The sequence below is a fragment of the Streptomyces sp. NPDC006798 genome, from assembly GCF_040635975.1.
GTDB lineage: Bacteria > Actinomycetota > Actinomycetes > Streptomycetales > Streptomycetaceae > Streptomyces.
Genome location: NZ_JBEYIS010000024.1, coordinates 60,042 through 76,597, shown reverse-complemented (window position 1 = coordinate 76,597; position 16,556 = coordinate 60,042). Strand labels below are relative to the sequence as shown.

Annotated in this window: 10 protein-coding genes; 3 read left to right on the top strand and 7 right to left on the bottom strand. The window is 73.1% G+C overall.

Translation table 11 applies throughout. From position 1 onward, the window contains the following. The first annotated feature begins 6 nt into the window (after nt 1-6). Entirely contained in the window at nt 7-573 is a 567-nt protein-coding gene (cpt, locus tag ABZ714_RS18410) for a chloramphenicol phosphotransferase CPT (protein WP_358826284.1), read from the top strand. Nucleotides 574-1,199: 626 nt separating this feature from the next. On the opposite strand, the gene ABZ714_RS18405 is transcribed toward cpt, so the two are convergent. Together ABZ714_RS18405 and ABZ714_RS18400 are read right to left on the bottom strand one after the other, a co-directional pair. Next, complete coding sequence (locus ABZ714_RS18405; protein ID WP_358826322.1) at nt 1,200-1,910, bottom strand: leucine-rich repeat domain-containing protein; 711 nt, start codon at nt 1,908-1,910, stop codon at nt 1,200-1,202. An 11-nt stretch (nt 1,911-1,921) separates the two neighbouring features. Continuing rightward, a complete protein-coding gene (locus ABZ714_RS18400) occupies nt 1,922-2,962 on the bottom strand; it encodes an NAD(P)/FAD-dependent oxidoreductase (protein WP_358826283.1) in 1,041 nt (346 codons plus the stop codon). A 317-nt stretch (nt 2,963-3,279) separates the two neighbouring features. Between ABZ714_RS18400 and ABZ714_RS18395 the strand changes: the two genes are divergently transcribed. After that, complete coding sequence (locus ABZ714_RS18395; protein ID WP_358826282.1) at nt 3,280-5,556, top strand: helicase; 2,277 nt, start codon at nt 3,280-3,282, stop codon at nt 5,554-5,556. Nucleotides 5,557-6,083: 527 nt separating this feature from the next. Here the strand turns inward: ABZ714_RS18395 and glgB are convergent. From glgB to ABZ714_RS18370, 5 genes are all read right to left on the bottom strand, one after another. After that, entirely contained in the window at nt 6,084-8,534 is a 2,451-nt protein-coding gene (glgB, locus tag ABZ714_RS18390; protein WP_358826281.1) for a 1,4-alpha-glucan branching enzyme, read from the bottom strand. Between the two features lie 95 nt (nt 8,535-8,629). Further along, entirely contained in the window at nt 8,630-10,018 is a 1,389-nt protein-coding gene (locus ABZ714_RS18385) for a maltokinase (RefSeq protein ID WP_358826280.1), read from the bottom strand. A 270-nt stretch (nt 10,019-10,288) separates the two neighbouring features. Continuing rightward, a complete protein-coding gene (gene treS, locus ABZ714_RS18380; protein WP_358826279.1) occupies nt 10,289-12,028 on the bottom strand; it encodes a maltose alpha-D-glucosyltransferase in 1,740 nt (579 codons plus the stop codon). Next, nucleotides 12,025-14,013: an alpha-1,4-glucan--maltose-1-phosphate maltosyltransferase gene (locus ABZ714_RS18375; protein ID WP_358826278.1), complete on the bottom strand. Its 1,989-nt coding sequence runs from the start codon at nt 14,011-14,013 to the stop codon at nt 12,025-12,027. The genes treS and ABZ714_RS18375 overlap by 4 nt, the downstream gene beginning before the upstream one ends. A 355-nt stretch (nt 14,014-14,368) precedes the next feature. Next, complete coding sequence (locus ABZ714_RS18370; protein WP_358826277.1) at nt 14,369-15,403, bottom strand: NmrA family NAD(P)-binding protein; 1,035 nt, start codon at nt 15,401-15,403, stop codon at nt 14,369-14,371. Nucleotides 15,404-15,523: 120 nt separating this feature from the next. Here ABZ714_RS18370 and ABZ714_RS18365 point away from each other — a divergent pair, with 120 nt between their 5' ends. Further along, nucleotides 15,524-16,510, top strand: coding sequence for an AraC family transcriptional regulator (locus ABZ714_RS18365; protein WP_358826276.1), 987 nt, complete (start codon nt 15,524-15,526; stop codon nt 16,508-16,510). Nucleotides 16,511-16,556: the final 46 nt, after the last annotated feature.

Below are 16,556 nucleotides of genomic sequence, written 5' to 3'. Positions count from 1 at the left end.
TCCGCCGTGGAGTATCGAGCGATCATCCTCAACGGCGGTTCCAGTGCGGGCAAGTCGGGCATCTCCCGCTGTCTGCGGACCATCCTTCCCGAACCCTGGCTCGGGCTCGGTGTCGACACCTTCGTCGACACCCTGCCGCCCGGCTTCGGCGACGGCGGCACCGAGGGCGGACTGGCCGTCGGCCCCGGGGGAGAGGTCACGGTCGGCGCGGAGTTCCGGCGGCTGGAGGACGCGTGGATCGCCGGAGTGGCCGCGATGGTACGGGCCGGGGCCCGGGTCGTCGTGGACGAGGTCTTCCTCGGCGGCGCCGAGTCCCGGCGCCGCTGGCGGGACGCCCTCGCCGGGGTCGACGTGCTCTGGGTCGGGGTCCGCTGCGATCCGGTGGTGGCGGCGGGCCGGGAGACGGCCCGGGGCGACCGGGCCGCCGGAATGGCCGCCTCCCAGGCCGAGTCGGTACACCGGGGCGTGGCGTACGACCTGGTGGTCGACACGACCGGGACCGAGGCGCTGGAATGCGCCCGTACGATCGCCGCGCGCCTCGGCGCCGCCGGGCCTTCCGAGGGTCCCGTCTGATGTCGTCGGCCCCCGGCCCCGGTGGCGGGTCGCCCGCGTAGTTCGGCGCGTACGCCTGGGGGAATGGGGGGACCTCCAGCGCCTCGGCCCTCCGGGTGAGCGCCACGACCCGGGTCCCGCCCGGCGACCTGGTGTTGTTCGCGGTCTGCGGACCGTGGTGGGCTGGTCGCGCAGTTCCCCGCGCCCCTGGTTGCCCGACTCCTGGCCCCTGCAAGGGCAACGCCTTGGTTGGGATCCCGCCTCCCACCGTGGTGGTGCTGGGGAGAGCATTTAGGGGCGCGGGGAACTGCGCGACAAGCCAGCCACGGTCCGCAGACCGCGAATGAGAATCAGCGGCTGGGCGAGACCCGGGTAGTGGGCGCTGCCCCGGAGGGCCAAGGCGCTGGGGGTCCCCCCATTGCCGAAGGCATAGGGGGCGGAACTGCGCGACCAGCCCACGACGGCGCGCGGGCGCCCGACAACACCCACCCGGCAGGGCGGAAGGCGCGGGCCTCAGCCGGAGGGCCAAGGCGCTGGGGGTCCCCCATGGCCGAAGGCGTCCGTGCGGAACCGGGTGAGCGGTCCCCGAACGCACCCGGTCGACGGCCTCCGGTGCGTACAGCAGACGGGCCCGGAGGAGGGCGGCGTCAGCTGAGCAGGACCGCGCAGCCCCGGGACTCCAGCTCCGCCACCAGCCCCTCCCGCGGCGCCGGATCGTTCCAGCGCAGGTCGAGCTTCTCCAGCTCCGGGAGGCCGAGCAGCCACTCCGGCAGCTCCCGCAGCCGGTTGGCGCGCAGGTCCAGCTCCCGGAGCCGGGTCAGCGCCGCCAGCGGCTCCGGTACCCGGGTCAGCCGGTTCTCCCGCAGCTCGATCCGGCGTACCGAGGCGAGTTGCGCGAAGGACTCCGGCAGCTCGGTCAGCTCGTTGCCGCGCAGCCACAGCTCGCGCAGGTCGGGGAGCGTACCGAGGGCGGCGGGGAGCGCCGTCAGACCGCAGTGCTGGGCCCGGAGTTCGCGGAGCGACGTCAGCCCGCCCAGGGTGCCGGGGAGCGCGCCCAGCGGGTTCCCGCCGATGTTGAGATAGCGGAGCGCGGAGAGCCGTCCGAGTTCCGGCGGCAGTTCCGTCAGCCGGTTCTCGTGGAGGTAGAGGAACCGGCTGAGCCCGGTCAGCGCCCCGATCTCGGCGGGCAGGGACGTGAGGGCGTTGTGGCCCAGGTCGAGGGTGCGCAGCCGGGTCAGTTCGCCGATCCTGGGGGAGATCGCGGTCAGTCCGTTGCCGGCCAGGACGAGTACCTCGGCTCCGGTCTCGTCCCAGACGGAGTCGGGTACCCGGCCGAGTCCGGCCCGCCACAGGTCGATCACATGGGTCGTCACACCCCCGTTGTAGCCGACGCGGCGCGCAGCGCGGCCACCGCCCGGTCGGTATCCGCCGTCGTCAGGTCGTGGTTGATGTCCATGGCGGCTACGGAGCCCGCCCCGGCGGCGACCACGACCTGGGCCCTGGCGTCGGTGACATTGCCGACCGCCCAGATTCCGGGGACGGACGTCCGGCCCGCCGGGTCGGTCGCCACGGCCCCCGTCGCCGGGTCCCGTAGACAGCCGAGTCCGGCCGCCGGGCCGTCGTTGGGCACCATCAGCGGCGGGACGAAGACGGCGGTACGGGGCACCACGCGCCCGTCGGCGAGTTCGACCCCGGTCAGCCGGTCGTCCGCCACGGCCAGCCGCCGTACGGCCCCCTCCTCGATCCGGATGCCGCGCGCCGCGAGCCGTTCCCGCTCGTCCGTCCCGAGCGGCAGGCCGTGCGCGAACAGCACCACGTCGGGTGACCACTGGCGGACCATCAGCGCCTGGTGGACGGCCGCCGGGCGGGTGCCGATGACCCCGAGCGGGGCGTCCCGTACCTCGTAGCCGTGGCAGTACGGGCAGTGCAGCACGTCCCGGCCCCAGCGTTCCCGGACCCCGGGCAGATCGGGCAGTTCGTCCCGCAGCCCGGTCGCCAGCAGGACCCGCCGGGCCGTGAGTACGGCGCCGCCGTCGAGCCGGACCAGGAAGCCGCCGGGCCGCTCGCCCCAGGCGCCCGACGGGCCTTCCGGGCCCGGGGGCTCTTCGGGACCGGCCGCCGTGATCTCGTCGGCCCGGGCCGGGTAGAGATCCGTACCGTACGCGGCGATCTCGGCCCGGCCCGCGGCGAGCAGCGCCGCCGGGGGCATGCCGTCCCGGGAGAGGAAGCCGTGCATCGCCGCGGCGGGGGCGTTGCGCGGTTCCCCGGCGTCCACCACCGCGACCCGCCGCCGGGCCCGGCCCAGGACCAGTGCCGCGCTCAGTCCGGCGGCCCCGCCGCCCACCACGACCACCTCGTAGCCGTCCCGGCCGGGGCCCGCGGTCGTGTCCGGTTCGTTCGTCGCGTCCATCGCGATCACCTCCGGACCTCAGCGTCACCGCCGGCCGGCCGGAGCGGCAAACGTTCTTGCCGGTTCCGGAAATACGTCGGAGGTCTGCCGGAAGGGCTCGGCCCGGCCCTCCGGGCCCGGAGGTCCGGGCATAACAAAAAAGCCCTCCGCCGAATGGAAGGCGAGGGCTTTAACGCGGTATATTGAGGGATTGTCTTCCCGTCCGAAAATTGGCCAGGGAATTCAAGTAACCTCACCATATCGCTCCGGGAGTGGAATTGTCAAGCACGGGGACCGGAAAAGCCGAAGCGCGCCGGGAGGAAATCCAGCGCGCGGAAATGCGCCGTGAACAGCGGGTCGTGGACCGGCTCCAGCGGCGCCTGGCCGAACTGCGGCGGGAGGCGACCGCCACCCTCGGCGCCACTCTCGCCCAGCTCGGCTCCACCTTTCAGGCGCGGCTCGAACGCGATGTCGCCGCCGCCGAGCAGTCCGGCCGGATCGCGGCGCTCGACGCCGTCGACTCCGGGCTCTGCTTCGGCCGGATCGACCTGCGCGACGGCTCCGCCCACCACATCGGCCGGATCGGGATCCGGGACGGCGACCGCGACCGCACCCCGCTCCTGGTGGACTGGCGCGCCCCGGTCGCCCGGCCCTTCTACCTCGCCACCGGCCACGAACCCATGGGCCTGACCCGGCGCCGCCACATCACCACCCGGGGCGCCACGGTCACCGCCCTCCACGACGAACTCCTCGACCTCACCGACCCCACCCGCACCGGCTACGAGGACCACGACGCCGACGCCGTACTGCTGGCCGCCCTCGGCGCCGCCAGGACCGGCCGGATGGCGGACATCGTCCGGACCATCCAGGCCGAGCAGGACCGGATCATCCGCGCCCCGCGCCGGGGCGTCCTGGTGGTCGAAGGCGGCCCCGGTACCGGCAAGACCGCCGTCGCCCTGCACCGGGCGGCCTATCTCCTCTACGCGGAACGCGAGCTGCTGGCCCGCCGGGCCGTCCTGATCGTCGGCCCCAACCCGGCCTTCCTCGGCTATATCGGCGACGTCCTGCCGTCCCTCGGCGAGACCGGCGTCCTGCTGGCCACGGTCGGTGAACTCTTCCCCGGCGTCCGGGCCACCGGTACGGACACCCCCTGGGCCGCCGCCGTCAAGGGCCGGACCGCGATGGCCGACGCCCTGGCCCGGGCCGTACGCGACCGGCAGCGGCTGCCCGAGACGGTGCCCGCGATCCCCGGCTGGGACCCGGAGACGGAGAACACGCTCCCCGAACCCGCCCTGCTGATCGACCACGACCAGTACGGCACCCTGCGGCTGCACCGCGAGATGGCGTACGCGGCCCGGGACCGCGCCCGGGCCACCGGGCTGCCGCACAATCTCGCCCGCCCCTACTTCGCCCTGGCGATCGCCGACGCCCTCGCGGGCGACGTCGCGGACCGGCTCGGCGCCGACCCGTTCGGCGGGCCGAACCTGCTCGGGCCCGACGATCTCGCCCAGATCGGCAAGGACATCGCGACCAGCGACGAGGTCCATGCCGCGATCGACGAACTGTGGCCGCCGCTGACCCCGCAGGAGCTGGTGGCAGGGTTCCTCGCCGAACCCGGCCCGTACCTTCCGGCCGACGAGGCGGCGGCGGTCCGCAGGACCGGCCCGGCCGGCTGGACCCCGGCCGACGTCCCGCTCCTCGACGAGGCCGCCGAACTGCTCGGCGTCGACGACTCGGCCCGGCGCGCGGCCGAGGAGGCCGAACGCCGCGAACGGATCGCCTACGCCCAGGGCGTCCTCGACGTCTCGGCGGGCTCGGAGAGCTACGAGTACGAGGACGAGGAGTCGGAACTGCTCGCCGCCCACGACGTGGTGGACGCCGAGCGGATGGCCGAGCGCCACGAGGAGGCCGACCACCGCAGCGCCGCCGAACGGGCCGCCGCCGACCGCACCTGGGCCTTCGGCCACATCATCGTCGACGAGGCGCAGGAACTGTCGCCGATGGCCTGGCGGCTCCTGATGCGCCGCTGCCCCGCCCGGTCGATGACCCTGGTCGGCGATCCGGCGCAGACCGCCGACGGCTCCGGCGCCGGTTCCTGGCGGGAGATCCTCGAACCGTACGTCGGCGACCGCTGGACCCACACCAGGCTCGGGGTCAACTACCGAACCCCGGCCGAGATCATGGAGACGGCCGCCGCCGTCCGCCGGGCCGCGTTCCCGGACGATCCGGCGTTCGTACCGCCGCGTTCGGTCCGCTCCACCGGGGTCGCGCCCCGGTTCGACCGGGTCACCGGCGACGGCCTCGCCGACGCGGTACGGGCCGCCGTCCGCCGGGAGACACCCGAGGAGGGGCGGCTGGCCGTGCTCGTCCCGCCGGAGCTGCTGCCCCGGCTCGGCGACGGGTTCCGCGAGGCGGGCGCCCCCGATCTCACCGGCCGGGTGGTGTACCTGACCCCCCGGGAGGCGAAGGGCCTGGAGTTCGACACGGTGATCGTGGTGGAACCGGCCCTGATCGGCGGCAGCGACCTGTACGTAGCCCTGACCCGCGCGACGCAGCGCCTCGCGGTCCTCCACACGCTGCCGCTTCCGGGGGGCCTCACCCCGAGCACCGCCTGAGCCCGCCGGGGGGATGGTGCCGCCTGATGCCGCCGGTCCCCCGCGTTGGTCCTCCGGCTTGCCGCGCGCCCGGCGACCTGATGTTGTCGGCGGTCTGCGGGCCGCCTGTGGCTTGTCTCGCAGTTCCCCGAGCCCCTCAATGCTCTCCCCAGCACCGGCCCTGAAAGGGTTCCCGGCCTTGGAGGGCCCGCCTTTTGGAAGGGACGGTCAGGAGGGCAACCCAGGTGGCGCTGGGGGTCCCCCCACGCCGCCAGGCGTAGGGGGCGGAACTGCGCGACAAGCCACAGACGGCGCGCGGTCGCCCGGCAACACTCGCCCCGCTGGGCGGGTGGCGTGGGCCTCACTCGAAGAGCCAAGGCGCTGGGGGTCCCCCGTCGCCGAAGGCACAGGGGGAGGAACCGCGCGAGCAACCACGGGCGGTCCGCAGACCGCCGACAACGCACGGGCGCCGGGCGGGACCCGGTTCGTGGCGCTCACCCGGAGGGCCGAGGCGCCGGGCGCGGCCCGGGTAGTCGTAGGGCAGGGCCCTACGAGAGTCCGGCGCGGCGGAGCCAGAGCGTCGCCAGCGGCGGCAGCGTCAGGACCAGGCTCGACCCGCGTCCGTGCGACGGCGTCGGCTCCGGGCGGACCGGGGCCGCCTCGCCGTCGCCGTTGCGGATGCCTCCGCCGCCGTACCGCTCGTCGTCGGTGTTGAGCACCTCCGCCCAGGCGGGCACCCATTCGGGGACCCCGACCCGGTAGGACTCCCGGACCACCGGCGAGAAGTTGCAGATCGCGACCAGCGGCTCCCGGGCCGCGTCGTAGCGGACGAAGGCGAGGACGTTGTCCTCGGCGGCCTCGCAGTCGATCCAGGCGAAGCCCTCGGGGACGGTGTCGCGTTCCCAGAGCGCCGGGGTCCGGCCGTAGACCGTGTTCAGTTCGCGGACCAGCAGCCGGATTCCCCGGTGGTCCGGCTCGGCCGCGTAGGAGGGGTCGAGCAGCCACCAGTCGGGGCCGTGGGTCTCCGACCATTCCGCGCCCTGGGCGAACTCCTGGCCCATGAAGAGCAGCTGTTTGCCCGGGTGGGCCCACATGAAGCCGAGGTACGCCCGGTGGTTGGCCCGTCGCTGCCACCAGTCGCCGGGCATCTTGCCGACGAGGGAGCCCTTGCCGTGGACCACTTCGTCGTGGGAGATCGGCAGGACGTAGTTCTCGGTGTACGCGTAGACCATCGAGAACGTCATCTCGTGGTGGTGGAACCGGCGGTGCACCGGCTCACGGACCATGTACTCCAGCGAGTCGTGCATCCAGCCCATGTTCCACTTCAGCCCGAAGCCGAGTCCGCCGTGTTCGGTGGGGCGGGTGACGCCGTCCCAGGCCGTGGACTCCTCGGCGATCGTCACCACCCCGGGGCAGCGGCGGTAGACGGTGGCGTTCATCTCCTTCAGGAAGGCGACCGCGTCCAGGTCCTCCCGGCCGCCGTGTTCGTTCGGCGTCCACCGGCCCTCCTCGCGGGAGTAGTCGAGGTAGAGCATCGAGGCGACGGCGTCGACCCGGAGCCCGTCGATATGGAACTCCTCGCACCAGTAGACCGCGTTGGCGACGAGGAAGTTGCGGACCTCCTTGCGGCCGTAGTCGAACTCCAGCGTCCCCCAGTCCGGATGCGCGGCCCGGACCGGGTCGGCGTGTTCGTAGAGCGGCCGTCCGTCGAACTCGGCCAGGGCCCAGGTGTCGCGCGGGAAGTGCGCCGGGACCCAGTCCATGATCACGCCGAGGCCCGCCCGGTGCAGCGCGTCGATGAGATGCCGGAAGTCGTCCGGGGTGCCGAGCCGGGACGTCGGCGCGTAGAAGCCGGTCACCTGGTAGCCCCAGGAGCCGCCGAAGGGGTGCTCGGCCAGCGGCATCAGCTCGACATGGGTGAAGCCGAGGTCCTTGACGTACGACGGGAGCTGCTCGGCGAGCTGCCGGTAGTCCAGCCCCGGCCGCCAGGACGGCAGATGGACCTCGTAGACGGAGAACGGGGATTCGTGGGCCGGTCGGGCGGCGCGCCGGGCCAGCCAGTCGCCGTCCCCCCATTCGTACCGGGAGACGGTGACCACCGAGGCGTTGGCGGGCGGTACCTCGGTGTGCCGGGCCATCGGATCGGCCCGCAGGGTGTGCGTACCGTCCGGGCGCGTGATCTCGAACTTGTAGAGGGTGCCCTCGCCGACGCCGGGCACGAACAGCTCCCACACCCCGGACGAGCCGAGCGACCGCATCGGGAAGCCGCCGCCGTCCCAGTGGTTGAAGCCGCCCGCGATCCGCACCCCGCGCGCGTTCGGCGCCCAGAGGGTGAACCGGGTCCCGGCCACCCCCTGATGGACCATCGGATGGGCGCCGAGCGCCCGCCACAGCTCCTCGTGCCGCCCTTCGGCGATCAGATGGAGGTCGAGTTCGCCGAGGGACGGCAGCAGCCGGTACGGATCCTCCGTGACCACCTCGTGGACGCCCCGGCCGTCGGGGGTGTCGTAGGTGATCAGCAGCCGGTACCCGGGGACGGCGGGGAGCGGGAGGACGGCCGAGAAGAGCCCGTCGCCGTGGTCGGCCAGCTCGGCCCGCAGCCCGTCGCCGACCACGGTGACGGAGCGGGCGTAGGGGCGCAGTACCCGGAAGACCACGCCGCCGCCGGGCGCGGTGTGGGCGCCGAGCAGGGCGTGCGGGTCGTGATGGCCGCCGGAGAGCAGCCGTACCCGGTCGTCGTCGGAGAGTCCCGGCACCCGGGTCGGGCCGGGGTGCGGGCCGGGGTCCGGGGGGACGTCTCCGGCGGGCGGCCGCCGGTGGGTCCGGGCGGTGTCGTCGGCCGTCGCGGGCCGGGGGCGGGCCGCGGGGCGCGCGGGCCCGGCCGGGCGGGCGGCGGCGGGCGCCGGGCGGGCGGCCGGGCGGGCGGTGGTCTGCGGCGCGGGCGTACGGGCCGCGCCGGTGCCGGGGGTCTCCTCGTACGGGGGGCGGGCGGCGGTCACAGGACGGGTCTCCTTCGGCGGGCGGGCGGTCGGCGTAAGCCGTCGGCGGGGCGGTGGGCGACGGGCGGATGCGGCGGTGGGGGAGTCGGCGGGGGTCAGCCGACGGCGGCCAGTCGGTCGATCGCCGCCATCGGGACCGGGAGCCAGTCGGGCCGGTGCCGGGCCTCGTACACCACCTCGTACACGGCCTTGTCGGTCTCGTAGGCGCGCAGCCACGCGGGTTCGGCGCGCGGATCGTGGCCGGACGCCTCGGCGTACCCCTCGCAGTAGGCGATCCGGCACCGCTCGGCCCAGTCCGGGTTCCACGGGCGGTGGGTACGGGCCGCGTAGTCGAAGGAGCGGAGCATTCCGGCGATGTCGCGGACCGTCGGCTGGGGGGCGCGGCGCTCGTCCAGCGGCCGGGCGGGCTCCCCCTCGAAGTCGATCACCGACCAGTACGTGCCGGAGCGCAGCGCCTGGCCGAGATGGAGATCGCCGTGGACCCGCTGGGCGCGGCGCCCGGGGCCGGTCCCGCCGACGGCGGCGAAGGCGGCGAAGGCGGTCCGCAGCCGGGGTACGTACGGCAGCAGCGGGGGGACCGCCCGCGCGGCCTCGTCCAGCCGCCGGGTCATCCCGGCCGCCAGCCGCCGGGTCTCGGCCGGGCCCAGGGAGACGGTGGGCAGTTCGGCGGCGAGCGCCGTGTGGACCTCGGCGGTGACCCGGCCCAGCGCCCGGGCCTCGTCGGTGAACGGCCGTCCGGCGGCCAGCGCGGCCAGGGCGAGCCGCCAGCCGTCCTCGGAGCCGGGCAGAAACGGCTGGAGCACGCCGAGGGTGTGCGGCCGGGGCGCCGCCGACTCGTACCAGGCGACCGGGACCGGTACCCGGCCGCATCCGGCGCGGGCGATCGCCAGCGGCAGCTCCAGATCCGGATGGGGGCCGGGCTCGACCCGGCGCAGCACCTTGAGGATGTAGGCGTCGCCGTAGACCAGGGACGTATTGGACTGTTCGGTGTCGAGGGGGCGGGCCGTCAGACCGGCGGGGAGCGGGGCGGCGCCGTCGGCGCGGGCGAACCGCAGCGGGCCGAGGCCGCCCGGGGTGCGCAGCCGCTCCACGAGCAGGGCGGCCAGCCGGGGGTCGCGCAGCGCCTCGTAGACGGTGAGCCCGGCCAGCGGCCCGTCGGCCGGGCGGCCGATCAGGGCGGGGGCGAGCCGGGCCGGGAGGGTGTGCCGTACGCCGAGCAGCAGCTGATAGCAGTCCGGTACGGCGCCGGGCGCCTCCTGGTGGACCGTCACCAGCAGATGGAGCAGTCCCGGTGCCGCGCCCCCGGCGCCCGCCGGGGCCACCGGCAGCAGTTCGGCCGCCGAGACCAGGGAGAAGCCGGTGACGGGGCGGCCCTTTCCGGCGAACCAGCGTTGTCGCGGCAGCCAGGCGCGGAGCAGGGGGGCGAGGGAGGGAAGCAGGGGGAGACGGCCGACGGGGGTCCGGGTGGCAGCAGCCTCCGACATGGCATCGCGCCCTTTCCCTCTGGATTGACCGACTCGTATGTCGCGTATGTCTTGTATGTCTCGAATATACGAATGCCCAGAGTGTTCCGGATCCCGCCTCCGACTGTCCGGCGGCGCGCGGATACCCGGTTCGTTCGGACGTACGTGCCCCTCGCGCCGGAGTGCGGGCGGCCTCGCGCCGGGGCGCCTACGGCGGCGTGCCGGGGCGCGGGTGACGAGGCCCCCCGCGCCCGGCGCGCGGAGCCTCGGCCCCGCGCTGTGTACCGGTCGTCAGCCGGTGGCCACCCGTACGGGCGCGGCGCCCGACTCCGTGACCGCGCCCGAACGGAGCCGGAGCCAGTAGAAGCCGTGGCCCGCCAGCGTCAGCAGATACGGCCACTCGCCGATCGCCGGGAACCGGACCTGGCCGATCAGCTCCACCGGCCGGCGTCCCTCGAACTGCCGCAGATCCAGCTCCGTCGGCTGGGCGAACCGGGAGAAGTTGTGGACACAGAGCACCAGATCGTCCCGGTACTCCCGGGTGAAGGCCAGTACCGCCGGATTGGACGAGGCCAGTTCGGTGTACGTGCCCAGGCCGAACGCCGGGTTCTGCTTACGGATCTCGATCATCCGCCGGGTCCAGTGCAGCAGCGACGAGGGGCTGCTCATCGCCGCCTCGACATTGGTGACCTGGTAGCCGTAGACCGGGTCCATGATGGTCGGCAGATAGAGCCGCCCCGGGTCGCTGGAGGAGAATCCGGCGTTCCGGTCGGGGGTCCACTGCATCGGGGTGCGGACCGCGTCCCGGTCGCCGAGCCAGATGTTGTCGCCCATCCCGATCTCGTCGCCGTAGTAGAGGATCGGCGAGCCCGGCAGGGAGAGCAGCAGGGCGGTGAAGAGCTCGATCTGGTTGCGGTCGTTGTCGAGCAGCGGGGCGAGCCGCCGCCGGATGCCGATATTCGCCCGCATCCGGGGGTCCTTGGCGTACTCCGCGTACATGTAGTCGCGTTCCTCGTCCGTCACCATTTCGAGGGTCAGCTCGTCGTGGTTGCGGAGGAAGATGCCCCACTGGCAGTTCGCCGGGATCGCCGGGGTCTTGGCCAGGATCTCGGAGACCGGATGGCGGGACTCGCGGCGGACCGCCATGAAGATCCGGGGCATCACCGGGAAGTGGAACGCCATATGGCACTCGTCGCCGCCGTCGGCGTAGTCGCCGAAGTAGTCCACCACGTCCTCGGGCCACTGGTTGGCCTCGGCGAGCAGCACGGTGTCCGGGTAGTGCGCGTCGATCTCCTCGCGGACCCGCTTGAGGAACTCGTGGGTGGCCGGCAGGTTCTCGCAGTTGGTGCCGTCCTCCTGGTAGAGGTAGGGCACCGCGTCCAGCCGGAAGCCGTCGATACCCAGATCCAGCCAGAACCGCAGGGCCGAGACGATCTCCTCCTGGACGGCCGGGTTCTCGTAGTTGAGATCCGGCTGGTGGGAGAAGAACCGGTGCCAGTAGTACTGCTGGCGGACCGGGTCGAAGGTCCAGTTCGACGACTCGGTGTCGACGAAGATGATCCGCGCGTCGGGGTAGCGCTTGTCGTCGTCGGCCCAGACGTAGTAGTCGCCGTAGGGGCCGTCGGGGTCCGACCGGGACTGCTGGAACCACTCGTGCTGGTCGCTGGTGTGGTTCATCACGAAGTCGATGATGACCCGCATGCCCCGCTGGTGGGCGGCGTCCACGAACTCGACGAAGTCCGCCAGATCGCCGAACTCGGGCAGTACCGAGGTGTAGTCGGCGACGTCGTAGCCGCCGTCCCGCAGCGGTGACTTGAAGAACGGCGGCAGCCAGAGGCAGTCCACGCCCAGCCACTGGAGGTAGTCCAGGCGCTGGGTCAGGCCCTTCAGGTCGCCGACGCCGTCCCCGTCGCTGTCCTGGAAGGAGCGGACGAGTACTTCGTAGAAGACGGCCCGCTTGAACCAGTCGGGGTCGCGGTCCTTCTCGGGGGTGTCCTCGAACAGGTCGTGGACGGGTTCGTTGACGGTCATGGTGTGGGTGACCCTCCGATCGGCGGGGACGGTCGCAGAGCCACCACGTGCGCGGGCGTGACACCCGGCTCAAGGCGCACGAAGGCGGCTCTGCCCCAGTGATAGGTCTCACCGGTGAGCAGCTCGCGCACCGGGGCCGACTCGTGCCATCCGAGGCCGAGTCGCGGCATGTCCAACGAGACCGTCCCCTCCTGGGTGTGGTGGGGGTCGAGGTTGGCGACGACGAGTACGGTGTCCCGTCCCGCCCGTTTCGAGTACGCGATCAGCGCCTCGTTGTCGGTCTCGTGGAAATGCAGGTCCCGCAGCTGCTGGAGCGCCGGATGGCGGCGTCTGATCCGGTTGAGCGCGGTGATCAGGGGGGCGATCGTCCGGCCCTCGCGGGCGGCGGACTCCCAGTCCCGGGGCCGGAGTTCGTACTTCTCCGAGCGCAAGTACTCCTCACTGCCCTCCCGCAGGGCCGTGTTCTCGCACAGCTCGTACCCCGCGTACATCCCCCACGACGGGGAGAGCGTCGCCGCCAGCACGGCCCGGACCTCGAAGGCGGGCCGGCCGCCGCGCTGAAGGGTCTCGTGCAGGATGTCCGGGGTGTTGACGAAGAGGTTCGGCCGCAGGAACGCGGAGGTCTCCCCGGACAGCTCGGTCAGATACTCCGTCAGCTCCGCCTTGGTGTTCCGCCAGGTGAAGTAGGTGTACGACTGCTGGAAGCCGACCTGGGCCAGGGCCCGCATCATCGCCGGACGGGTGAACGCCTCCGCCAGGAAGATCACATCCGGGTCGGTCCGGCCGATCTCGGCCAGGACCTGCTCCCAGAAGTCCACCGGCTTGGTGTGCGGATTGTCCACCCGGAAGATCCGCACCCCCTTCGCCGCCCAGAACCGCAGGATCCGTACGGTCTCCCGGACCAGGCCCCGGGGATCGGCGTCGAACCGGATCGGATAGATGTCCTGGTACTTCTTCGGCGGGTTCTCGGCATAGGCGATCGAACCGTCCGCGCGGTGCCGGAACCACTCCGGACGCTCCGTCACCCACGGATGGTCCGGTGAGCACTGGAGCGCGAAGTCGAGGGCGATCTCCAGCCGCAGCGCCCGCGCGGTCGCCACGAAGTGCTCGAAGTCGGCGAAGGTGCCCAGGTCGGGGTGGAGCGCGTCGTGGCCGCCGGCCGCCGAGCCGATCGCCCACGGCACCCCGACGTCGTCGGGCCCGGCCGTCAGGGCGTTGTCCGGGCCTTTGCGGTGGGTGGTGCCGATCGGATGGACCGGCGGCAGATACACCACGTCGAAGCCCATCGCGGCGATCGCGGGCAGCCGCTCGGCCGCCGTCCGGAAGGTGCCGGAGACCGGCGGAAGGCCCGGCGCGAGCACCGCGCCCTCGGACCGGGGGAACAGCTCGTACCAGGAGCCGAAGAGCGCCCGGCGGCGCTCCACCAGCAGCGGCAGCGGCCGGGAGAGACTGACCAGCTCGCGCAGCGGATGGCGGGCCAGGACCGCCGTCACCTCCGGGGCGCGGGCGGCGGCCAGCCGGGCCCGCGGCTCCCGCCCGCCGTCCCGCAGCGCGTCGGCCACCGCGAGGACCGCCTCCCGGCCGTCCCGCTTCGGTACGCCGTCGGCCGCCCGCTCGTACAGCCGCGCCCCCTCCTCCAGGACCAGTTCGGTGTCGATCCCGGCCGGGACCTTGATCCCGGCCTCCCGCAGCCAGCCGGCCACCGGGTCGTCCCAGGCCTCCACGGCATAGCTCCACATCCCCGGCGCGTCCGGGGTGACCCGCGCGCCCCACCGGTCGCTGCCGGGTGCCAGCTCCCGCATCGGGGTCCACGGCCCCGGCTGCCCGCCCGGGTCGCGCAGCACGACATTGGCGGCGACGGCGTCATGGCCCTCCCGGAAGACCGTGGCGGTGACCTCGAAGGTCTCACCCACCACGGCCTTGGCGGGCCGGTGCCCGCAGTCGACGAGAGGACGGACGTCCGTGACGGGGATACGGCCGATCATGGGCTCACCTGTGGGGTGGTGGTGCGGGCGGGAGGAGGAACGGGCGGCGCGGAGCGGGGCGGCAACGGGCGGGCTAATTGCGTGAAGTGTTGTTTTTAGCGTTAGTTGCCCATATTTGTAACTGTTCGATCGGCGGGAGCGGCTCCGGGACGCGGGCGGTCCGTACCAATGCCCGTTCCTGTTCACCCGGGGGGCCCAACGCCCTTACGCCTCCCGAAACGCGAAGGAGCCCCCCGGAGGTGTCCGGGGGGCTCGCGTTCTCGTGTCAGCCGTGTCAGCCGTGCGGTCCGTTCATCGCGGGAGGTACTCCCAGCTCGGTTCCCTGGGGAACAGGGCCGTGGCGCATGGGTGGGCGTCAGACGTCATGGGAGGACTCCGTCTCGGTACTCGTGCTGGTGGTGCTGGTGGTGCTCGTCGTCGCGGGGGCGGCCACGGTCGCCGCGGCGGGCTCCGGCTCGTTCTCCGGGCCGGTCTCCGTCCAGGTGTGCCAGGGCTGGCGGGCCACCCACTCCTCGGCCCGGGCCGGCTTCACCGACAGCGCCGTCGACCACACCCCGCCGTCGGCCGCCAGCAGACCGGGCTCCATGCCCGTCGCCATGTAGTGGTAGATCCCGGAGATGCCCGCCGCCGCCTCCGGGCCCAGCAGATGGGAGAGCCCCTGCTCGAAGACGGTCGGCTCCAGGGCCACGTACCGCACGTCACGGCCCAGGCCCCGGCCGAACGCGGCGGCCAGGTTCTCGCCGGTCAGCCCCACCGGGCCGCCGATGTCGAAGCAGCGGCCCGCGATCCCGTCGACCGTGAGCGCCGCGAAGACCGCCTCCGCCAGATCGCGGTGGGAGAGCCAGGCGATCTCCGCGTCCGCGGGCAGCGGATAGGCCAGTACGCCCTCCGTCATCAGCGCCGGGCCGTTCCACGGGCTGAAGAGGTTGTCCAGATAGACCGGCGGACGGACCACGACCAGCTCGACGCCGCTCTGCGCGAGACCCTCGCGGAACACGGTCTCCGCCAGCCGCCGGGTCTCGAAGCCCGCCACATTGGTGGTCCTGGACGGGACCCGGGTATTCGCGTTGTAGACCAGCCGCCGCACCCCGGACTCGCGGGCCGCCCTGGCGATGTTCTGCGCGTACCGCAGCACCTTCTCGGCCTGGTAGACCAGCGGCATCCCGACCGCCGCGTGGGTCGCGCCCTCGAAGAGCTGCCGGACGTCCTCGAACCGCCCCAGATCGCCGCCGCCGAACGAGACGCCGGGCAGATCCGGGCGGTCCCCCTCCGGTCTGCGGCTCAGCGTCCGGACCCGATGGCCGCGCTCGACCAGCAGTCTCGCCGCGGCACCCCCCTGGAAGCCGGTCGCCCCCACGACCGCCACACGCATCGGAATGTGATCGGACATGTGTCTGCAGAGCCCTTCGATAAGGTTGTGGTCGCTGCCGGGTACGGCTACTTCCAGGCTCGCGGCGGCGGCTTCGGCCGATCAATTAACAAACCGGGTCGGAGGTTGAAGGATCGTCCAATGGACTCTGTTGAGACTGCCCAGACCGAAGGCGACGACCTCCTGAGCGAACTGATGAGGCCGCTGCGGCTCACCGGAGTGTTCGACAGCCGGTGGAATCTCCGCGGACCCTGGGCCATCGAGGGCGACGCCGAGGAGAGCTGTGCCGTCCTCCACTTCATCATCGAGGGCGACTGCTGGATCACCGGCCAGGGCGGCCGGGGCGCCTTCCGGCTGCACGAGGGCGATCTCGCGGTCTTCCCCACCGGCACCGAGCACCGGCTCTCCGACCACCCCGACCGGCGCGGCGGCGTCGCCCTCGGCAGCGTCCTGCCCGAACGGGAACCCGGCACGTCCGGGGAGATCAGGATCGAGGGCGGCGGCCCGGTGACCCGGCTGCTCTGCGCCGGACTGCACTACGACGCCTCCGCCGCCAGCGGGCTCTACCAGGCACTGCCCTGGGCGCTGGTCCTGGACCGCTCCCAGGTCGAGCAGGAACCCCTGCTCCGCGACACCCTGCGGCTGCTCGCCACCACCGACCGGCCCGTCGGCCCCGGTGACCGGCTGGTCACCCTGCGCACCTTCGAGATGGCGCTGGTCCTGGCGCTCCGGCCGCTGCTGCGCGAACTGGCCGACAATCCGGCCACCCTGCCCCTGCTGCGGCACCCCGGGATCAGCAAGGCGATGGTGATCATCTCCACCCGGTTCGCCGAACCGTGGACGATCGAGTCCCTCGCCCGCGAGGTGGGCATGTCCCGGTCCGCCTTCACCGCCGCCTTCCGCGAACTCGTCGGGGAGGCCCCGGCCCGCCATCTGGCCGGACGGCGGATGCAGGAGGCCGCCCGGCTGCTGGGCGAGACGTCGCTGCCCCAGTCCGCCGTCCCCCAGCGGGTCGGTTACCAGAGCGCCGTGGGCTTCCATCTGGCCTTCCGGAAGTGGTACGGAGTCACCCCCGGCGAGTACCGGACCGGGGCCCGGCCCGTCCCCGAACGGCTGGCTGGTTCTTAATCACCGCTGGACGGTCTTTCATTGCTCCCCCGCCGGAGACAGGGCG